Genomic DNA, 20353 nt, shown 5'->3' with positions numbered 1-20353 from the left:
TACAATGAAGTAAACTTGAGAAGACAACAGGGGAGCTGGAGAGAAGTCCGGCTGAGAGTAAAACCGTAATCGTTTTTCACCCTTAACCTGATCCGGGTAATGCCGGCGTAGGGAGCATAAGAGAGGCACCATAGACCGGTGCGCATTTGTTCTGAAAAACAGCTCCTGTTCGGGTAAAACCTGTCGGGGGCTTTTTCTTTTGCACAGATTCCCCGGCAGAAAACGATGATAAATTTCTAAGGAGGAAAAGAAAATGAACGCAAGCGTAGCAATCCAGACACTGCCGGAGACAGCAAATGACGAGGAACTGATCCGTATAGTCGATGAGGTCATTGACTATATTAAGAGTACGGGGCTGAACTATTATGTAGGGCCTTTTGAGACAGCCATTGAGGGTGACTATGATGAACTTATGGATATTGTAAAAGAATGCCAGCACATCGCTGTCCGTGCAGGCGCACCTTCTGTTGCGGCCTATATTAAAGTGTCCTATAAGCCAGAAGGAGATGTGCTGACCATTGAGAAAAAAGTTACAAAGCACCACCAGTAAGCTATGGGCATCTGCAGCCCTGGCCGCCATTCTGGTCATCTGGCAGGCTGTCTCCATGGCAGGCCTGGTCCCGGGGTATATGCTGCCCTCGCCGGTACAGGTGGTGAGGGCGTTTATCAGTGAATTTCCCCTGCTCATGGAGAATTCTAGGGTGACGCTTTTGGAGGCGGCTGCAGGGCTTTTCTGCGGTGTGGTTTTCGGGTTTGTCATGGCAGTTCTTATGGACCGCTTTGACAAGCTTTACAAGGCGTTTTATCCGCTGATCGTTATTACACAGACCGTGCCTACCGTAGCCATCGCGCCTCTTTTGGTGCTGTGGTTCGGATATGAGATGCTGCCAAAGGTCATTCTGATCGTGATCGTGACCTTTTTCCCTATCACCATTGGGCTTTTGGAAGGATTCCGCTCCGCAGACAAGGATATGATGAACCTTTTACGAAGCATGGGGGCCGGCAGGCTTCAGATCTTCCGATATATCAAGATGCCGGGGGCCATGGGCCGGTTTTATGCAAGCCTGCGCATATCTGCCTCCTACTCCGTGGTGGGAGCGGTTATCTCTGAGTGGCTGGGCGGTTTTTCCGGCCTCGGTGTGTATATGACACGTGTGAAAAAGGCGTTTGCCTTTGACAAAATGTTTGCAGTTATTTTTCTCATATCCATTATCAGCCTTCTTCTCATGAAGCTGGTGGATATTCTGCAGAAAAAAAGCATGCCCTGGGAACGGGCAAAATAAGACAGAACAGAGAGGACAATGGAGGATGAAAAAGAAGATTCTGGCGGCTGTCCTGACAGCCTGTATGCTCACATCTGTGGCGGCGTGCGGCAGCAGCAGTGACGGCGGGAAGAAGGACAGCGGGTCCGAAGATTTGGAGAAGATCACTTTCGTGCTGGACTGGACCCCCAATACAAACCATACAGGTCTTTACGTGGCGAAAGAGAAGGGATATTTTGAGAAGGAGGGACTGGATGTAGAGATTGTACAGCCACCGGAGGACGGCGCGGACGCTCTTGTGGCATCGGGAAAAGCCCAGTTTGGTGTCTCTTTCCAGGACAGCATGGCACCGGGTGTGGCAGGTGACAACGCACTGCCAAATACAGCGGTAGCAGCCCTGATCCAGCACAATACATCCGGCATTATCTCCAGAAAAGGGGAGGGGATGGAGCGCCCCAAAGGTCTGGAAGGAAAGAAATACGCCACCTGGGATGCCCCCATTGAGAAAGCCATGATGCAGAATGTGGTGGAAAAAGACGGCGGGGATTTCTCTAAAGTGGAACTGATCCCAAGTACGGTCACAGACGAGGTCTCCGCGCTGAAATCAAAATCCGTGGATGCCATCTGGATTTTCTATGCGTGGGCAGGAGTTGCCACAGAGGTAGCAGATCTGGAGACGGATTACTTTGCCTTTAAGGATATCAATCCTGTATTTGATTACTATACACCGGTTGTGATAGCAAACAATGATTTTCTGGAAGAGAAGCCAGATACGGCAAAGGCTTTTCTCCAGGCTTTGAAGCAGGGTTATGAGGATGCCATTGCAGACCCGGACGAAGCAGCATCTATTCTTCTGGAAGCTTCCCCGGAGCTGGATGAGGAACTGGTAAAAGCCAGTCAGGAGTATTTAAAGGACCAGTATAAAGCGGATGTAAAGCAGTGGGGATATATTGACCCTGCCAGATGGAATGCCTTTTACGGCTGGCTGAATGAAAACGGTTTGTCAGAGGCAGAGCTTCCGGAAAATGCCGGATTTTCCAATGACTATCTGCCGGAATAAAGGCAGTTTTCGGAGGAGGAGATATGGCGGAATTAAAGGTTTCAAATGTGAGCAAATCCTTTGACGGAGTGAAGATCCTGGAGGATATCAGCATAGAACTCCATGACCAGGAGCTGGTCAGCCTTTTAGGTGTCAGCGGCGGCGGCAAGACAACACTTTTCAATGTGATATCCGGTCTGGAAAAGCCGGAGACCGGGCATGTATATCTGGATGGCCGGGAGATCACGGGTTGTCCCGGAAATGTCAGCTATATGCTGCAGAAGGACATGCTTCTCCCGTACCGCACCATAGAGGACAATGTGGCTCTTCCCCTTCTCATAAAAGGGGAGAAGAAAAAGGCTGCTAGGGAAAAAGTACAGCCTTATTTTCAGGAATTCGGACTGGAAGGGACCCAGAAAAAGTATCCGGCCCAGCTCTCAGGGGGGATGCGCCAGAGGGCTGCCCTTTTAAGGACGTACCTGTTTTCACGGAAACTGGCCCTTTTGGATGAGCCCTTTTCAGCTCTTGATACATTGACCAAGAGTGCCATGCACAGGTGGTATCTGCAGGTGATGGAGCAGATCCATCTGTCCACGATCTTTATCACCCATGACATGGATGAGGCTATTTTATTGTCGGACAGGATTTATCTGCTCACAGGAAGACCGGGACGGATCACAGAGGAGATATGCATACAGGAACCGCGCCCAAGGCGCAGTGATTTCAATCTGACAGATGAATTTCTGAGTTATAAAAGGCAGATACTGGAGAAGCTGAATGGCAGCCAGGAGTCATAAAGGATATAAAAAAAGACCCGGGATACGGCTTGTACAGCCGCCCCGGGTTCTGTATATTATTCTGTTTTGTCTGAAGATTCAGCGGTGGTGTTCTCCATGGCTTTTTTTGCGTTTTCCATTCTTGCCTTCAGGTCCTCAGATACCTGTTCCACACTTTTTTCCACGGCTTCCTTCACGTTTTCGGCTGTTTCCGCAGCGCATTCCTTGGCAGTTCCGGCAGCGTCTTCTAAATCTTCCTTAACATCCTTGGCCGCCTCTTTGACATCCTCTTTGATATCATCCAGATCCATGTCGTCATCCTCGAAGATGTCCTCATCATCCAGATCATCCAGAATATCATCTGTGTGTTCTTTTACTTTATTTACCGTTTCCTCAACCGTTTTTTCCACTTTTTCTTTGAGCTTGCTCGCCACATTTTTGGCAGATGCAGCCGTTTCTTTTACATTGTCCTGAAAGTCGGCGAAATCTTCTTCCAGATCAGGATCTTCTTCTTTTTGTTTTTTCAAATAATAAAAAGCTGCACCGGCAGCCGCACCGATTACACTGAACCCCAATAATTTTTTTCCAAAGCTACCCATATTAATCCCTTTCCTTTCAAATGACTATTTTTAGTATTACCATTATAATACTTTTTAACAGAATATTGGAAGACCTAATTCATAAATTTTACATGAAATTTGCTAAAAAGTGTTGTTTTACATGAATTTTTCAATGATTTCCGCCACACCGCCCTGGTTGTTGTCACGCCGGGTAATATAATCCGCGTGTTTTTTTGCCTCCGGGGTGCCGTTTTTCATGCACACGGCAAAGCCTGCGGCATCCAGCATGGACAGGTCGTTTTCCGCGTCCCCTGCGCCTATGGTCTGCTCTATGGGCACATGCAGATACCGGCAGAGCCAGCGGATGGCAGCGCCTTTTGAAACACCCTCCATCACATGTTCCAGATAATATTCACTGGAGAAAAAGATGGAAACCTTTCCTTTGGCCCACGGAAGCATAGCGTCACGGTATGCCTCATGCTTTTTTCTGTCGTCCAGACAGGAGGTCAGCACCTTCACAGGCTCCTCCTTCAGATGCTCCAGAAGGTCCGGGTCCACCCGTACCTCCATCTGGGAAGACCAGTGGTACTGAGCCGCTTCCGGCCGGTCCTCAGGGGTGACCACATAATCTCCCTCATAGGTCTGGCAGTAGAGGTCAAAGCGGGCGGCCTGGTCAAAAATGTATTTTACATAGGACAGAGGCATGGTGTTCTGATAGAGAATCTCCCCGCTGCAGCAGTCGTAAATCATGCCTCCGTTGTAGAGAATGGCATAGCATCCTTCCCGGTTCAGTCCAAGTCTGTCCACAAACTTTTTGGCGGAAAAATAGGAGCGGCCCGTGCAGAGCACCACAGCATTTCCGTTCTGAAGAGTACGCTTTACAGCAATGGAATTTTCTTCTGGAATCTGTTTTTCGTCGTTGAGCAGTGTGCCGTCCAGATCAGTAAAAAGTATTTTCATAGAGCACTCCTTTATTCTTTGTTGAGGGGTTACCTGGTGTTTATTATATCCCATATTTTCTGTTTTTCCAAGGGAACATAAGTTCCTGCGCGGGACGGGAAATATCCGGCTGAATATTCCAACGGGATTCTGGTAAAATAATATCAGATTTTGTAAAACACAGATGAAAAATTTGGCAAAAAATTATATTGCATGGAAGAGTGAGAGACGCTATACTTAAAAAAGCATGAATAGGAGGCAGGGAGCATAAATGAGAAAAATAATATTAGCCAGTGCTTCTCCCAGACGCAGGGAACTGCTGGAGCAGATTGGGGCTGTCTTTGAAGTCTGCCCGAGCAATGCGGAGGAAATTATGACGTCCAGTGTTCCCCGGGAAGTAGTACAGGAACTGTCCCGCTGTAAGGGAAGTGAAGTTTTTGAGAGGACATCCGGGGATGTGCTGGTGATCGGAGCAGACACTGTGGTGGCATTTCAGGATTCCATTCTGGGAAAACCGGCGGACGCAGCCATGGCCCGGGATATGCTTTTACGTCTCCAGGGCAATACCCATCAGGTATACACAGGCGTGACCCTTCTGTTACGGCAGGGCGGCACGGTAACGCAGAAGAGCTTTTATGAGAAGACAGAGGTTGTCTTTTATCCCATGACCGGGGAGGAGATTGACGCCTATGTGAGGACCGGGGAGCCTATGGACAAGGCGGGCGCCTATGGGATTCAGGGAAAATCCGCAGTCTTTGTGGAGAAGATAGATGGTGATTACAGCAATGTGGTCGGACTTCCCCTGGCAAGGCTCTATCAGGAATTAAAACAGATGGGAATAGACATAAAGGAGTGGCATTCATGATTCGGGCATGTATATTTGATTTGGACGGAACGATCGCGGACACAGTGGAATCCATCGGTGTTGTGGGAAACAGGCTTCTTCGCCATTATGGGCTTCCCGAACAGCCGATTCAGGAGTATAATTATTATGCAGGGGACGGAGCCGATGAACTGGTAAAACGGATCTTAAAAGCCTCCAAAGGCACTGACAAGGTGGATTATGAGGAGGCGAGAGTGCTTTACAGGAAATGGTTCGAGGAGGACCCCTTTTACCATGTAAAGCCCTTTGAGGGTATTCCGGAACTGCTTCGGGGACTGAAGGAGGAGGGAATACGGATCGCTGTATTTTCCAATAAGCCTCATCACGCAGCAGTGGATGTTGTGAAGAAGATTTTCGGAGAGGGCCTGTTCGATGAAGTGCAGGGCCAGACCGCCCAAGTGCCGAGAAAGCCTTCGCCTGTGGGGGCGCTGGCCATTGCAGACAGGCTTGGCGTCACTCCGGAGGAATGTCTGTATCTGGGGGATACCAACACGGATATGGATACCGGAAAGGCAGCGGGTATGTTTACCGTAGGCGTTACATGGGGATTTCGCCCGAGAAGAGAGCTTGAGGAGCATGAGGCGAAAAAAATAGTGGACAGACCGGACGAGGTACTGGCATTTGCAAAGGAGAGAAACCATGCTGAAACTCATTGCCAGTGATTTGGACGGGACGCTTCTGCAGGGAACAAGGGAAATCTCCCGGGAAGCGGTTGCAATGATCAAAAAATTATCCGAAATGGGCATTTTATTTGCGGCAGCCAGCGGCAGGCAGTACCCCAATCTGCGAAGACTGTTTGAACCTGTGAAGGATGATATTGCATATATTTGTGAAAATGGCGCACTTGTGGTCTATCAGGGCAGAGTCCTACATAAAGATGTGTTTGACAGGACATTAGGAGATGAGATACTGGAAAGCATACTGGAGAAGGAAAGCGCGGAGGCACTGGTCTCCGGTGAGAGTACATGCTACATCCAGCCAAAGAAGCCCTCTTTTTATGACCATATCGCCAATTTTGTAAAAAATGATGTGACTCTGATGGATGATATTTTTCGTATAGAGGAGCCATACCTGAAGATATCGGTGTATGAGGAGGCGGGCGTGGAGAATATCTACCCCTACTGGAAAGAAAAATTCGGGGAGCGGGCCACAGTTGTCACCTCCGGATTCGCCTGGCTGGATATGATGCCGAAAGGCGCGGATAAAGGAAACGCCATGCAGATTCTGCAGCAGAGCCTGCAGATAAAGCCGGAGGAGTGCGCAGCCTTTGGCGACAACTATAACGACCTGGAGATGCTGTCAAAGGTAAAGTACAGTTATGCAGCAGGCGACGCGAAGGATGCAGTGAAAAAGGCGTGTAGAGCAGAAACAAAACGGGTGGAAACCGTTTTAAATAAAATAATTATTAAAGGAGGATATGCAGAATGAACGAATTCAGCGATGAATGCTTACTCACATTTTTACAGAATCAGGGGCAGCTTTTTGCCGAGCCGGTGGCGGAGACTGTGGAGGAGGCGGAAGCCTTCCTGGAGGACTGCATGGCAGTTGTAGTGGACTCTATTGAGGAAGTCCGGGATTATTTTGAGGAAAACGGGATGGATGTGGATGGAATGTCACTGGACGAGATTGAGGAGGCAAGTGAGGTTTTTGTGCTTCCGAACGGTCAGTATTTGATCGTGGAAGGCTGATAGAATCGGGGCAGAAAATTGAGGACTGCGTGCCGGCGAAAGTGATTAAATGAATGCCGGCTGAAGTGGCATAGAAATGTAATGCAGATGGGTGTGGCCGAAAAAAGGTATGATGGGATATTGTGCCTTTTTTCGGCCTCTTCTGCTGCAAAAGAAAAAATCCTATTCAACTGGCTGGTAAAATATAAGAAAGACCACCTTCTTTTCCTACACGATTTTTCCGTGCCATTTGAGAAAGTGCAAAAAATCCAGAAAGTCCCGACATTTCCAGTGAGTCTGGCTTGGCCTATGAAAGATTATCTGCTATTCCGTTCCAATATCTTAGAATTATAGGTATTTCTGGAGATTCTGATCAGATTCTTTTCCTGCTTTACCTACTATACAACTCTAACCTTTTAGAATTATAGGTATTTCTTAAGTTTCTGACCAATTTTTCTTCCTGCTTTACCTATATTTCAATCCAAGATTTTAAAATTATAGGTATTTCTTAAGTTCCTGACCAATTTTTCTTCCTGCTTTACCTATATTTCAATCCGAGATTTTAAAATTATTGGTATTTCTTAAGTTCCTGACCAATTTTTCTTCCTGCTTTACCTATATTTCAATCCGAGATTTTAAAATTATAGGTATTTCTTAAGTTTCTGACCAATTTTTCTCCCTGCTTTACCTATATTTCAATCCAAGATTTTAAAATTATAGGTATCTCTTAAGTTCCTGGCTAAATTTTCTTTCTGCTTTACCTATTATTTCAATTTAACATCTTAAATTATAGGCATTCCTTAATGTTCCGTAACAGTAAAGACAAGCCGAACCGTTGCTTTTGCTGCTATGAAACCGAAAGGCTGTAACGCCGGCATACCTTGTTCTTTTCGAAAAAATGTATTACAATAAGGAAAAAGTGCAGAAAAGAGGAATGAATATGGAAATAGATAAACTGGTGCAGTGTCAGAGAAAATTTTTCGATAAGGGATGTACCCTGACTTTGGCTTTCAGAATCCGGGCACTTGAACGGCTGGAGAAGAGTATAAAGAAGCATGAAGGGGAAATCCGGCATGCGCTGTATCAGGATCTGCATAAGTCTTCTTTTGAGTCTTATATGACAGAGGTGGGGATGGTTTTAAGTGAGCTGTCTTTTGTGAAGCGACACCTGAAATCGTGGATGAAGGATAAGACTGTCCACACACCACTGGCACAGTTTCCGGCAAGGAGTTTTGTGACGCATGAGCCTTATGGTGTGGTACTGGTCATGGCACCGTGGAATTATCCTTTTATGCTCTGTCTGGATCCTCTGATCGGGGCCATTGCTGCCGGGAACTGCTGCATTTTGAAACCTTCTGCTTACTCGGGGCATGTATCGGCTGTGATCGCGAAGATGATCCGCCAGGCATTTCCGCCGGAGTTTGTGTGTGTGGTGGAAGGCGGACGGGCGGAGAACCAGGAGCTTTTGGAGCAGCGGTTTGATTATATTTTTTTCACCGGAGGCGTGACAGTGGGCAGGCTGGTGATGGAAAAGGCGGCCCGTTATCTGACACCGGTGACCTTGGAACTGGGCGGCAAAAGCCCCTGTATTGTGGACAGGACAGCTAATCTGAAGATGGCGGCGAAAAGACTGGTTTTCGGTAAATATTTGAACAGCGGACAGACCTGTGTGGCACCGGATTATCTGCTCGTGCAGGAAGGGGCCAAAGAAGAATTTCTGGTATATGTCAGACATTATATCAGGGAGATGTTCGGTGAGGCGCCTTTGAAAAACCCGGATTATCCCCGTATGATTAATGAGAAACATTACCATAGGGTCATGGGGCTTCTGAGAGATGAAAAGGCTGAGATCGGCGGTTATGGGGATGAAAAACGACTGCAGATCGCGCCTACGGTACTGACAGGCATCACGGAAAAATCGCCGGTCATGCAGGAAGAGATCTTCGGTCCTGTGCTTCCTGTACTGACGTTTAAAGAGATACAGGAAGCGCTTCAGTTTGTAAAAGAGAGGGAAAAGCCATTGGCCCTCTACCTTTTTACCAGAGATAAGAAGACCGAACGGAAGGTTCTTGGGAATCTCTCCTTTGGCGGAGGCTGTATCAATGATACCATCATTCATCTGGCTACTCCGCATATGGGCTTCGGCGGTGTGGGCGGCAGCGGCATGGGAAGCTATCACGGAAGAGAAAGCTTTGATACTTTCAGCCATAAAAAAAGCGTGGTGAAGAAGTCAGACCGTATCGATCTGCCCATCCGTTATCAGCCTTACACGGAGGGGAAAGAGTGGCTGCTCCGCAGATTTTTATAAGGTTTCATACAGCGGCAGCAGTCCGCAGTAATTTCAGAAAGGGGAAACATAAGATGTCAAAAAGACCATCAGACAATGAATATTTCTGGAACAGGAGGTCCAGAGTTTACGATGACCAGGTATGGAAGGTCTATAAAAAAGCATATAAAAAGACAGTGAAACGTACACTGCCGTATCTGAATGAGGAGGCAAAGGTCCTGGATTTCGGATGCGGCACGGGCAACACCACCATTCCCATCTCGCAGAAGGTGAAGGAGATCGTGGCGATTGATACCTCAGAGGAGATGATGGAAAAAGCAGTGCAGAAGGCAGCACAGGAAGAGTGCCGGAACATTACCTTTTGTCATACGGACCTGATGAATTTCAGCGGTGAACCGGAAAGCTTTGATGTGGTCACCGCGTTCAATGTGCTGTTATACCTCTCAGACAGGGATGAAGTCCTGGAAAAAATATGGTCTCTTCTCAAGCCGGGCGGCGTGTTTATCTCTGCCACAGACTGCCTGGGCAGGAATTTTTCAAAGGATTCCGTGAAAAAATTTTTGAAAAGCAAGCTGCATCTGATGCCCTATGTGGCTTTTGACACACCGATCGGTCTTATGAGAAAAATACAGAAAAAGGGATTCCTTGTGCTGGAAATCGTAAACCTGCACAGAAATCCGCCGAATATATTTATTGTGGCACAGAAAATAGATAACAGGGATTAAAGAATCTGAATTTATAATTTGTTTATAATCTTAATAAAAATTTGTTAGCACTCAATTAGATTGAGTGCTAATTTTCTCTTGACTTTTCTTCCCCCTGGTATTAATATTATTTTTAGCAGCAGAAAACCGGAGTAAGGTTTTTTGCAATAAAAAATAAAATCACACAGAAAAGGCAAAGGAGATGCATATCATGGCTAACAAGCGTGGTACCTTATCAATTAATAGCGACAATATTTTTCCGATTATCAAGAAATGGTTGTATTCTGACCATGACATTTTTTTCCGTGAGATGATTTCCAACGGATGTGATGCCATCACCAAACTGAAAAAACTAGAGGTTATGGGTGAGTATACATTCCCGGAAGGACATAAGAACAAGATTGAAGTGATCGTGAATCCGGAAGAGAAGACACTGAAGTTCATTGATACCGGTCTTGGTATGACTGCTGACGAGGTGGAAGAATACATCACTCAGATCGCATTTTCCGGTGCAACAGAGTTCCTGGAGAAATATAAGGACAAGACAAACGAAGACCAGATCATCGGACATTTCGGTCTGGGATTCTACTCCGCTTTCATGGTAGCGGACGAGGTTCATATCGATACACTTTCCTACAAGGAAGATGCCGTACCGGTACACTGGGAATGTGACGGCGGCACGGAATATGAGATCGGTGAGGGAAACCGTACCAAAGTCGGTACAGAGATCACCCTGTTCCTCAATGAGGACGCTCTGGAGTTTGCCAATGAATACCGTGCAAGGGAAATCATTGAAAAATACTGTTCCTTCATGCCTGTTGAAATTTTCCTGTCAAAAGCCAACGCAGAGCAGGAATATGAGACCATCGACGAGGCTGATTTGAGAGATGACGATGTGGTGGTAGAGCACATCCACGAGGAAGCCAAGACAGAGGAGAAGGAAAACGAGAACGGCGAGAAACAGATCGTTGAGATATCTCCTGCCCGGGATAAAGTTAAGATCAATAAGCGCCCGGTATCTCTCAGTGATACCCATCCGCTTTGGACAAAACATCCCAATGAGTGCACCGATGAGGAGTATAAGGACTTCTACAGGAAAGTATTCATGGATTACAAGGAGCCGCTGTTCTGGATCCACCTGAATATGGATTACCCCTTCAATCTGAAAGGTATCCTGTACTTCCCGAAGATCAATATGGAGTACGAATCCATTGAGGGAACCATCAAACTGTACAACAACCAGGTATTCATTGCGGATAATATCAAAGAAGTCATTCCTGAGTTTCTGATGCTGTTAAAGGGTGTCATCGACTGCCCGGATCTGCCTCTGAACGTATCCAGAAGTGCGCTGCAGAATGACGGATTTGTAAAGAAAATCTCTGATTATATCAGCAAAAAAGTGGCTGACAAACTGTCCGGCATGTGCAAGACAGACAGAGAAAACTATGAGAAATACTGGGATGATATCAGCCCCTTCATCAAATTCGGCTGTTTAAAAGACACCAAGTTCTCTGAAAGAATGATGGACTACATCCTGTACAAGAATATTGACGGCAAATATCTGACTCTGGAAGACTGCATCAAAGAGAATGAAAAACCGGAAGATGCAAAAGAGGCAGAAGAGACCACGGTTGAGGAGACAAAAGAAGAAGGCGCTGAGGGAGACAAGAAAGACGAAGAGGAAAAAGAGCCTGAGAAGACCAATGTTTACTATGTGACCGACGAGGTACAGCAGAGCCAGTATATTAATATGTTCAGGGAACAGGGTCAGGATGCTGTTATCATGAAGCACAATATTGACTCTCCGTTTATCTCCCATGTAGAGCAGCTTAAGGAGAATGTAAGATTCCTGCGCATTGATGCGGATATAAATGAATCCGTAAAAGAGGAGGACGCGGCAGCACTTGAGGAGGAGACAAAGACACTCTCCGAGCTGTTCAAGAAAGTGCTGAATAAAGAGAACCTGACAGTCAAGGTGGAGAAACTGAAAAATGAGAACGTTTCTTCCATGATGACCGTTTCAGAGGAAAGCCGCCGTATGCAGGAAATGATGAAGATGTATAATATGTACGGCATGGACCCGTCCATGTTCGGCGGACAGGAGACACTGATACTGAATGCCAACAACAAGCTGGTACAGTATGTTCTGGAGAACGGGGACACAGACAATACAAAAGTCATCTGCGAGCAGCTCTATGACCTGGCTGTGCTGAGCCACAGACAGCTCACTCCGGAGGAGATGACAAAATTTGTGGCACGCAGCAATGAGATCATGATGATGCTTGCCAAATAAAAGAATCGCAGCAATTTAACAGACAGTGCAGACGGAAGAGAGAGTATTCTTTTCCGTCTGTATTTTTTTGCACTGGAAAAGGGCCGCAAACGGCCGTGCTTCGGCGCGAGAGTCCGGCAAGCCAGACTCTTTGTTCCATTGGAAGAGGGCCGCAGATGACTGCACTTTTATGCGGGAATCAGAAACTCTCGGCAGGCAGCCTCGCGATACCTGAAAGGATGCAAAGAAAACTTGGCAAAAAGTATTGACAAGAAAACTTGGCATGATATACTGAGAGTGACAAGAAAACTTGGCAGAGAGAGGAAGGTATCCTTATGGAGAAAGAAGAAGTTCTGGAGAGAGTACAGAAGAGCAGAAAAGGGTCTATGGATGAGTGGGAGCTGCAGGTCTCCCAGAAAGGGTTTACTTTGGCACTCATGGTCATTCTTCTGGTATCACTGGCGCTGATGATCACAAAGATCGTGGCAGGACAGCCATGGAGTGACGTGTACTGCATCTTTTTTGCGGGTATGGGGATCTCCCGTCTGTATAATGGGGTGAAGCTGCATAAAAAAGGAGAGTTGTTTTTAGGTATTCTTTCCCTGCTCACCGGGGCGGCACTGTTTATCGGCTATATCAGTGAAATTATATAGAAAACAGGTGTGCGGATGGAAGAGAATCTGATTTTAAGAAACCGTTTAAAGGAAGCCAGGACAGAGAAAAAGCTGTCCCAGAACCAACTGGCAGAGATGGTGGGGGTATCCAGAAACACCATCAGCTCCATTGAGACGGGACAGTTTAACCCAACAGCAAAGCTAGCGCTGATATTATGTATTGCACTTGATAAGAAATTCGAGGATTTGTTTTATTTTTGATAAAGGAGAAAAACCATGCCCCATATATTACTGCTTGAGGATGATGAGACCATTGCCTTCGGAATCCGGTGCGCAATGGAGAAGGAGGGAAGCACCACGGTCTGGTGCAGGACATTAAAGGAGGCAGAAGCCTGTCTGGACGGAAGAGTGGAGTTAGTGCTTCTGGACCTGAACCTGCCGGATGGCAGCGGATTTGCTTTCTGCAGTCAGGTTAAGGCCTTTGATGAAACTCTTCCTGTGATCTTCCTGACTGTGCGCGATGACGAGAAGGATATTGTGAAAGGGCTGGATATGGGAGCGGATGACTATATTGTGAAGCCGTTTCTGCTGTCTGTTCTCTTATCCAGAGTTCGGGCTGTCTTAAGAAGGAGCACCAGGGCAGCGGAGAAGGGAAAACTTACCTGTGGTGATATTTCCATGGATACGGAGAAGATGAAAGCTTATCTGGGGACAGAGGAAGTGGTTCTCACAGCCGGTGAGCTGCGCCTGCTGCGTGTGCTTATGGAAAATAAAAACCAGGCGATCACCAGGAACCGTCTGCTGGAACTTCTGTGGGATGCGGATGGAAATTTTGTCAATGACAATACCCTTACGGTCACCATGAAACGCCTTCGGGAGAAAATGAATAACCCAAAACAGATTCAGACCCTTCGGGGGATTGGCTATCGGATGGAGGAGACAGGGGAGAATGGATAGAAGAGAAAAAAAGAGAACCGTACCGGCAGTGCTGGCCGCGGCAGTCTGCCTGGGACTGCTTCTTGGAACGGTCTTCGCGGCGGTTTCCTCCGGTATGCAGAGAAAGACTGTGGAACAGATCATGTCCTGCACTATAAAGGAGGAGCCGGAGCTTGCCGGCAAAGTGACGGCTATATTAAAGGAAAGCAGTACCGCCTCCGTATCCCGGGAGGGCAGGGAGTGGCTGGACAGATACGGATACACGGCTGCTTATTACAGAAGAGGTCTGCTTCCGGTGTATCTGGGGATTTCCTGTCTGTGCTTTCTGGGAATCTTCGCAGTCTGGTTATGCTGGTATAAAAGGTCGGAGAAGGGGAAAGGGCAGCGTATTGAGGAGCTCACCGCATATCTGGAGGATGTAAACCAGGGCCGTGAGACCGTGTTGTCCCGCAGGGAAGATGAATTTTCCATACTGGAGGATGAGATATATAAGACTGTCCGGGAACTTCGCAGGACTAAGGAAGAGGCCTGTCAGGAGCGGCAGAACCTGGCGGATAATCTGGCGGATATTGCCCACCAGTTAAAGATACCTATTACCTCCATGTCCCTGATGGTACAGCTTCTGCAGCAGGAAGGGGAGATACAGGGGACAAAGGTGTATCTGGACCGGCTGGAGGATCAGATTTTTCGGATGGAGTATCTGGTTGCCAGCCTTCTCACCCTGTCCAGACTGGATGCGGGAACACTGGAACTGGAGCAGGAAAACCTGGATGCTGCGTCCGTCATCATTGAAGCCTGTGAGCCGCTGGAGCCGAAGATCAGAGCGCGGGAACAGACGCTCAGCATTCCACAGCAGATACAGGCCTGTTTTAAGGGGGACAGACACTGGACAGCCGAAGCTCTGTCCAATCTGATTAAGAACTGCAGTGAGCACGCAAGAGAGGGCGGGAGCATCACAATAAAATACCACCAGAACCCCCTCTATACAGAGATTCTGGTGGCAGATAACGGCCCGGGATTTGATGAGGAGGATATCCCCCATCTTTTCCAGCGGTTCTACCGGGGGAAAAACGCCGGCAGGGACAGCATCGGCATTGGCCTTGCGCTGTCAAAATCCCTGATCGAGCGCCAGAACGGGACTTTGCGGGCGGACAACGGGCAGGACGGAGGCGCCTGCTTTACTGTGCGGTTCTATACAGATTCCCGTTAGAACGTCTCATCCTTCAGCGCGTCGATGATATTTTCCTTCAGTAATTTTCTGCTGCCCAGAGCGTATGTGCCCAGCATGACAGCCAGCAGCAGGACCGTGTAAGCAAGAATCTTTAAAAACGGCGCGTGCGCCAGATAGATGCTGACAGGAAGCCCGGATACGTTCAGGAAGAAGGCTACAAAGAGCACCTGCACGGGAAGGCTTACAAGAATCGGTGTCAGACCGAAAAGCAAAGCCTCCAGTGACAGGATACGGGACAGGGCCCGCGGGGAAAGCCCTACGGAGCGCAGGGTGGAAAGCTCCCTTCTGCGGCTTTTTAAGGTCCCGGATACCGTTGCCCACACATTGGACAGGCCAATGACAGCCATCAGGCCGGAAATGAAGAAGATAACAGCACTGTACATCTTATTGGCATCCCGGTCAAGCTTCTCTTCCTCCAGAATGTCGGAGATATAATAGTCACCGGAACCATAATACTTGTCACTGAACTCTTCCATATTCTTACGGATTCCCTCAATATGTTTTTTGCTGTCAGCGTAGAAAAGGCCAATGGCGTGATAGGAACCAAGCCGCCGTTTTTCCCTGCAGTTTTCAGCCAGGGCATCCATGGAGCTCATGGGCACAAACTGGATCAGGGTATATCCCGGAAATTCTACGCCGGGAAGGGGCGTTTTGTCTGTAATATGTCCGGCTTTTATACGGAAAGTGGATTCGCCCTCCTCCTCATCCAGGATCTTATCGGATAAGGTCAGGGTATCTCCTTCCTGAAGTTTCAGAAAATCTATGTCCTCTGTGTGGGAGGGCTTTCCGTTTATCTTGTCAGCAGTCCGGTTGTACACAATAGCACGTGGGTCCGCAGTGTCAAGATAAGGTGCCGAGTCAATGCCAAGCAGAGAGCAGTATGCACGGAAAGACGCATCATCCAGTCCCATAATGTAACTTTGGATCCGGTACTGCCCGTCTCTTTTGATGGGATAATATTTTCCTGCATCTGTTACAGCTTCCATGCCTCCTGCGCGCTTTAGTTCCTCGGACTCCATGTCTGCGGTCATCCACAGGGCGGATTTTAAGGAAGAATAAAAGACAGCGTCCTTTACATGGGGAAGCTTTTTTAAGTCATAGAGTATCTCCTGTTCCGGAGCCTGCCCGTTATCCAGGTAATATTCAATATGGGCTTTTGAAGCCTCATCCTTTTGGACGGCTGCGTCCGTTTGGGCGCTCCTTAAGGCATTCAGATGCCAGAAGCAGGCCAGCAGAAGGAAAGACAGAGTCAGGGAAATCGTGGCTGTCCGGTAGGATCTCTTCCGGGCGGAAAGCGCACTGGATGCCATCTCCCCCTCAATACCGAAGAACCGGGACAGAAGATGCCTGGAACGTGTCTTTTTTATATTTCCCATACCACCCTGCCGTATAGCTTCTATAGGCGTGAGGCGTGCGATCCGTTTGGCGGGTATTCCGGCTGAAAACCAGACCGTCAGGAAGGTGAGGAGCACAGCGGGCAGTATGCTCAAAAGCCCGTAGGAGAAAATTACCTTCATCCCCTCCTGGCGTGCGGAGTTGTTAATGGAGTTAATATACCGGATCAGCCGGCTGTCCAGAAACCATCCGGTAGCAAGGCCGGCCGGCAGAGGCAGAAGCATGAGGAGCAGGCCCTCCCAGATGACCGACCGCCGAATCTGACGGGGCGAGGCGCCGATGCTTGCCAGAACTCCCAACTGGGTGATCCGGGAATTGGCGGACAGGGAAAAGGCGTTGTGTATGATGAGGATAAAAAGGCCCACAACCAGTGCTGCCAGAAACAGATACATCAGGGGATAGGCCAGCATCTGCATGGCACTGTCAAAACTAAGCTGTCCTTTGGGAAACACAAAGTGCTGTGACAGATAGTCGGCATTGTATTTCAGGTTATAATTTCCGTATTCATCTGTTTCCCATCCGATCAGTTCCGCTATCTTGGGAAGGTCCCTGTAGGTGTCGTGTATGGAATGAAAGCGCAGATAGACTGTGACGGACTCCTCCGGTTTTATCTCTTCCTCCTCCATATAACCCATAGCATAATACATAGGGACCGTGGACGCTGTTGTGACATCCAGTATGCCCACGATCGTAAAGGTGCGTTCCCCTTTTTGGAAAAAACTCTCCCCGCTGCGAAGCGGCTCTGTGGCTTCCAGAACCGTACCGTCCTTTACCCGATTCCCGATGGGAAGCGTTATTCTATCCCCGACTTTGAGCTGGGGATTGTTCTCAAAATACTGTTTTGAGATGACAATCTCATCGGACGCTCTGGGAATGCGGCCTTCGGTCAGCTCATTTTTATCAGACATATGCTCCCAGTATGGGGCATTGGCACAGCGGAAGGACAGATATTCTCTTCTGGGGTCCTCGATCTTCGCCGTGATAAATTCGCCTTTTATCAACAGGGATTCCACCGTGGAGTAATCCCTGATCAGAGGCAGATCCCGGCCGAAGGTCTCCCCGAACAGTTCCCCGTGCCAGTCACCGGATTTGTACACGGTGAGGGTGATGGTGTCCTTCCACATGGTCTCCAAAAAGCCGCAGAGGGAGGCCAGGAAGGTGCTGGTCAGATAAAGGGCAATCATAATGGCACAGCTTGTGCGCTTGTTCTGACGGATAAAATCCAGGGTATATTCTCTCAGAATCTTCATGATGGGTTCACCTGGTCTTTGATTACCCTGCCGTCCTCCATGGTCAGGATTCGGTCAGCCTCCAGTGCCAGCTTTTCATCGTGTGTGATCAGAAGAACGGTCTGTCCGAACCTGCGGTGTGACAGCTTCAGAAGATCCATGGTCTCCCGGGAATTTTTCCGGTCTAAGTTGCCGGTGGGTTCATCTGCCAGCAAAATGGCAGGGCGGCAGATCAGGCTTCTGGCAATGGCAGCCCGCTGCTGCTGTCCCCCGGAGAGTTCCCCGGGAAGGTGTTCCAGCCGGTCGGTAAGACCCAGAGTCGTGACGATCTGGTCAAATCTTTCCCGGTCAGGCCTGCGTCCGTCCAGAAGAACAGGCAGAAGTATATTTTTCCGGATGGTGAGAGTGGGAATCAGATTATAAAACTGATAGATCAGACCGACTTTCCGGCGCCTGAAGGCGGCGAGTGCCTCCTCATTCAGGGTGGAAATGTCTGTGTCCTCAATACGGATCTCGCCTTTTGTAGGGCGGTCCACGCCTCCCAGAAGATGCAGAAGCGTGGATTTTCCGGAACCGGAAGCGCCTACAATGGCTACGAATTCTCCGCTTTCCACGGAGAGAGTGACATGATCCAGGGCAGTGACCGCGTTTGGCCCTGCGCCGTAAATTTTCGTAAGATTTTTACAAGACAGTATTTCCATAGTTGTGTATCCTCCTTATGGAAACACAGTATAGCAGGGGAAAATGACATTACAGTGACAATTTGTCATCAAGTCCGTTTTTAAACAGCGTCATCATCTCCCTGGTGAGACTGATTTCATATGCGTCATCAGGTATCTGGGAACGCTCGTGCCATTCTGCCAGGGCCAGCTCCTCCTCGTCCAGCCGGATGGTGTCGTCACCGTCTAGATCACAGAAGAAGCCGAAGAGCAGAGTATCACTGAAAGACCATGGCTGGCTTTTGTAAAAGCGGATATTTTTGACCTTTAAGCCTACCTCCTCCATGACTTCTCGTCTCACCGTGTCTTCTATAGGCTCTCCGATCTCTGCAAATCCGGCAATAAGGGCATAGTTGGTAAATTCACGTCCCGCGTATTTGGAGAGCAGCAGCTTATCCCCGTTTCTCACGGCAACAATGACCGCGGGGGAGAGCTTTGGATACTCCATAGTTTGGCAGTGGGGGCAGTACATCATACGTTCTTTTTTATCCGGCTTCATCTTACGGCCGCAGGATCCGCAGAAGCGGCGCCCTTTATACCATTTGTAGAGCTGGTGTCCGGTAATACCTGCAAAGATAAGATGACGGGGGCTTAAGGTGCGCAGGCTGTCGGTCTTTTCAAAGGCATAGTCCGGCATCTCCTCAAAGGGGAGCCGGGATATAAGGTAATATGCAGTCTCATCTATGGTGAAAAGATATGTCCACATGTCTCTGACAGCCGGATATACGGCTTCCGCCTCTGCATAAGTGGGGAATGTGATTTCTCCGTCTGTGACATTCATGAATATCCGATCTTTATCGTAACAGAGCAGCACACTGTCCTTTTGAGGATGGTGGGGCAGATATTCGTTGTGGTAAATATGCGGTGCAATATCCTGTATCATAATTCTTCTCCTGTCACTCTTTTATCATATATAAAAACGCCGAATCCCATTCCGGCCATGTGTCCTTCCATTAACCAGGAGCGGTAAGCTCTCTGGAGTCCTGTGTTACCAGGAAGCTTGTCAGCCGGTTTTTCGTAGTCCTCATAAAAGATTCTCCACAGATCCCCGTTGTTATACTCCTCTCTGAAAATGTCATAATCCTGCATAAATCCCAGAATATTGGAAGTCTTCGGAAGGAACAGCCTGTGTTCCGGAAAGAGCATCCAGGATTCGCACAGGAACACAATGGGCCTGTCCTTGAAGGAATCACGGAAGAAGTCTGCGGCCATGGCGTAGGACTTCATGTATTCTTCCCTTTTTAAGGGGCCGCAGGACGGGATGTGCACGTTGATGACAAGGTCACCGGGATGCAGGGATACGCCGTCTTTTTCGTAGGTTTCCCGAAAGGGCACCAGCTCATACTGGAAACGCCCAAGCGCAAAACGTCTGACCTCAAACCACCAGATCTGCCACTGCGCTACGCTGGTGCCCCATATGCCGAACATTTTTCTGCATTCCAGAAGCTTCCAGTGCAGGTCCATCATGGAGGCACGGAAGATTTCCGGCGCAATGCCGCGTTCTTCGTAGATTTTCCTGGTTTTGCGTGACAGGATAATATAGAAGAGCATGTGGAGGGTATATGTGTGGATGCCGCAGCGCGGGGAGACATCCTTTAATTCCTCCAGGATTTTTTCGTAGTCCATATGGATGTTTTCACTGTATGTCCGGTCAGCAGCAGTGAGTATATGGAGAACTTCTCTATTTTTAAAGACCTGCTCCAGAGACTGCGCAAGAGAGGCGGCAGCTTCCCGGGGGTAATCCATCTCGCGGGCAAACAGGGACAGATTTTCCATCCATTCCTGTTTGAAGTCATTTTTTTCATAATTTTGCATACTTTTCCTTCTTTCACATAAACTA

Annotated in this window: 21 protein-coding genes and 1 riboswitch; of the genes, 15 read left to right on the top strand and 6 right to left on the bottom strand. The window is 48.3% G+C overall.

Features of this window, described 5'->3' with window-relative positions; genetic code table 11:
* Positions 1-18: 18 nt before the first annotated feature.
* A riboswitch (TPP riboswitch) is annotated at positions 19-131 on the top strand.
* A gap of 122 nt (positions 132-253) precedes the next feature.
* The 4 genes from WMO65_RS14400 to WMO65_RS14385 are packed head-to-tail and all read left to right on the top strand — an operon-like array spanning position 254 to position 3098.
* Positions 254-550 carry a thiamine-binding protein gene (locus tag WMO65_RS14400; protein WP_148393459.1) on the top strand — a complete coding sequence of 99 codons (297 nt, stop codon included), beginning with the start codon at positions 254-256 and terminating at the stop codon, positions 548-550.
* A complete protein-coding gene (locus WMO65_RS14395; protein WP_054352884.1) occupies positions 519-1283 on the top strand; it encodes an ABC transporter permease in 765 nt (254 codons plus the stop codon). The genes WMO65_RS14400 and WMO65_RS14395 overlap by 32 nt, the downstream gene beginning before the upstream one ends.
* A 25-nt stretch (positions 1284-1308) precedes the next feature.
* Positions 1309-2322: an ABC transporter substrate-binding protein gene (locus WMO65_RS14390; protein ID WP_148393458.1), complete on the top strand. Its 1014-nt coding sequence runs from the start codon at positions 1309-1311 to the stop codon at positions 2320-2322.
* A gap of 23 nt (positions 2323-2345) precedes the next feature.
* Positions 2346-3098: an ABC transporter ATP-binding protein gene (locus WMO65_RS14385; protein WP_103732301.1), complete on the top strand. Its 753-nt coding sequence runs from the start codon at positions 2346-2348 to the stop codon at positions 3096-3098.
* A 56-nt stretch (positions 3099-3154) separates the two neighbouring features.
* Here WMO65_RS14385 and WMO65_RS14380 read toward each other — a convergent pair whose 3' ends face one another.
* Positions 3155-3676 (bottom strand): hypothetical protein, encoded by a 522-nt coding sequence (locus WMO65_RS14380; RefSeq protein ID WP_033139751.1) that lies wholly within the window; start codon positions 3674-3676, stop codon positions 3155-3157.
* 117 nt (positions 3677-3793) lie between these two features.
* Positions 3794-4597 carry a Cof-type HAD-IIB family hydrolase gene (locus WMO65_RS14375; RefSeq protein ID WP_187370672.1) on the bottom strand — a complete coding sequence of 268 codons (804 nt, stop codon included), beginning with the start codon at positions 4595-4597 and terminating at the stop codon, positions 3794-3796.
* A gap of 250 nt (positions 4598-4847) precedes the next feature.
* Here WMO65_RS14375 and WMO65_RS14370 point away from each other — a divergent pair, with 250 nt between their 5' ends.
* From WMO65_RS14370 to WMO65_RS14320, 11 genes are all read left to right on the top strand, one after another.
* Positions 4848-5441 (top strand): Maf family protein, encoded by a 594-nt coding sequence (locus WMO65_RS14370; protein WP_033139749.1) that lies wholly within the window; start codon positions 4848-4850, stop codon positions 5439-5441.
* Complete coding sequence (locus WMO65_RS14365; protein ID WP_033139748.1) at positions 5438-6121, top strand: HAD family hydrolase; 684 nt, start codon at positions 5438-5440, stop codon at positions 6119-6121. The genes WMO65_RS14370 and WMO65_RS14365 overlap by 4 nt, the downstream gene beginning before the upstream one ends.
* Complete coding sequence (locus WMO65_RS14360) at positions 6099-6887, top strand: HAD family hydrolase (protein WP_148393456.1); 789 nt, start codon at positions 6099-6101, stop codon at positions 6885-6887. Before WMO65_RS14365 ends, WMO65_RS14360 begins: the two co-directional genes overlap by 23 nt.
* Complete coding sequence (locus tag WMO65_RS14355; protein WP_033139746.1) at positions 6884-7147, top strand: hypothetical protein; 264 nt, start codon at positions 6884-6886, stop codon at positions 7145-7147. Before WMO65_RS14360 ends, WMO65_RS14355 begins: the two co-directional genes overlap by 4 nt.
* Positions 7148-8066: 919 nt before the next feature.
* Positions 8067-9434, top strand: a complete 1368-nt coding sequence (locus WMO65_RS14350) for an aldehyde dehydrogenase (RefSeq protein ID WP_148393455.1) — start codon at positions 8067-8069, stop codon at positions 9432-9434.
* Positions 9435-9487: 53 nt separating this feature from the next.
* Entirely contained in the window at positions 9488-10138 is a 651-nt protein-coding gene (locus tag WMO65_RS14345) for a class I SAM-dependent methyltransferase (RefSeq protein WP_103733168.1), read from the top strand.
* Positions 10139-10328: 190 nt separating this feature from the next.
* Positions 10329-12410, top strand: a complete 2082-nt coding sequence (gene htpG / locus WMO65_RS14340; RefSeq protein WP_148393454.1) for a molecular chaperone HtpG — start codon at positions 10329-10331, stop codon at positions 12408-12410.
* A 314-nt stretch (positions 12411-12724) separates the two neighbouring features.
* Positions 12725-13042 carry a DUF6442 family protein gene (locus WMO65_RS14335; protein ID WP_148393453.1) on the top strand — a complete coding sequence of 106 codons (318 nt, stop codon included), beginning with the start codon at positions 12725-12727 and terminating at the stop codon, positions 13040-13042.
* A gap of 15 nt (positions 13043-13057) precedes the next feature.
* Positions 13058-13264, top strand: coding sequence for a helix-turn-helix transcriptional regulator (locus tag WMO65_RS14330; RefSeq protein ID WP_054353358.1), 207 nt, complete (start codon positions 13058-13060; stop codon positions 13262-13264).
* A 15-nt stretch (positions 13265-13279) separates the two neighbouring features.
* Positions 13280-13960 carry a response regulator transcription factor gene (locus WMO65_RS14325; protein WP_103731680.1) on the top strand — a complete coding sequence of 227 codons (681 nt, stop codon included), beginning with the start codon at positions 13280-13282 and terminating at the stop codon, positions 13958-13960.
* On the top strand, positions 13953-15149 hold the full coding sequence (locus WMO65_RS14320) for a sensor histidine kinase (RefSeq protein WP_187370671.1): 1197 nt from the start codon (positions 13953-13955) through the stop codon (positions 15147-15149). Before WMO65_RS14325 ends, WMO65_RS14320 begins: the two co-directional genes overlap by 8 nt.
* Here WMO65_RS14320 and WMO65_RS14315 read toward each other — a convergent pair.
* From WMO65_RS14315 to WMO65_RS14300, 4 genes are read right to left on the bottom strand one after another with little or no spacing between them, the layout of a single operon-like run.
* Entirely contained in the window at positions 15146-17815 is a 2670-nt protein-coding gene (locus WMO65_RS14315; RefSeq protein WP_148393452.1) for an ABC transporter permease, read from the bottom strand. The two genes, WMO65_RS14320 and WMO65_RS14315, sit on opposite strands and share 4 nt — an antisense overlap.
* Positions 17812-18495, bottom strand: coding sequence for an ABC transporter ATP-binding protein (locus WMO65_RS14310; protein WP_033139736.1), 684 nt, complete (start codon positions 18493-18495; stop codon positions 17812-17814). The genes WMO65_RS14315 and WMO65_RS14310 overlap by 4 nt, the downstream gene beginning before the upstream one ends.
* A gap of 49 nt (positions 18496-18544) precedes the next feature.
* Positions 18545-19396 carry an NAD(+) diphosphatase gene (nudC, locus tag WMO65_RS14305; protein ID WP_033139735.1) on the bottom strand — a complete coding sequence of 284 codons (852 nt, stop codon included), beginning with the start codon at positions 19394-19396 and terminating at the stop codon, positions 18545-18547.
* Positions 19393-20328 (bottom strand): acyltransferase domain-containing protein, encoded by a 936-nt coding sequence (locus WMO65_RS14300; protein WP_033139734.1) that lies wholly within the window; start codon positions 20326-20328, stop codon positions 19393-19395. Before WMO65_RS14300 ends, nudC begins: the two co-directional genes overlap by 4 nt.
* Positions 20329-20353 lie beyond the last annotated feature (25 nt).

The organism is Blautia caccae, from assembly GCF_040095955.1.
In the GTDB taxonomy this organism is placed as follows: Bacteria; Bacillota; Clostridia; order Lachnospirales; family Lachnospiraceae; genus Blautia; species Blautia celeris.
Note: the sequence above shows the minus strand (reverse complement) of the source record. Positions and strands in the feature narration are given on the sequence as shown.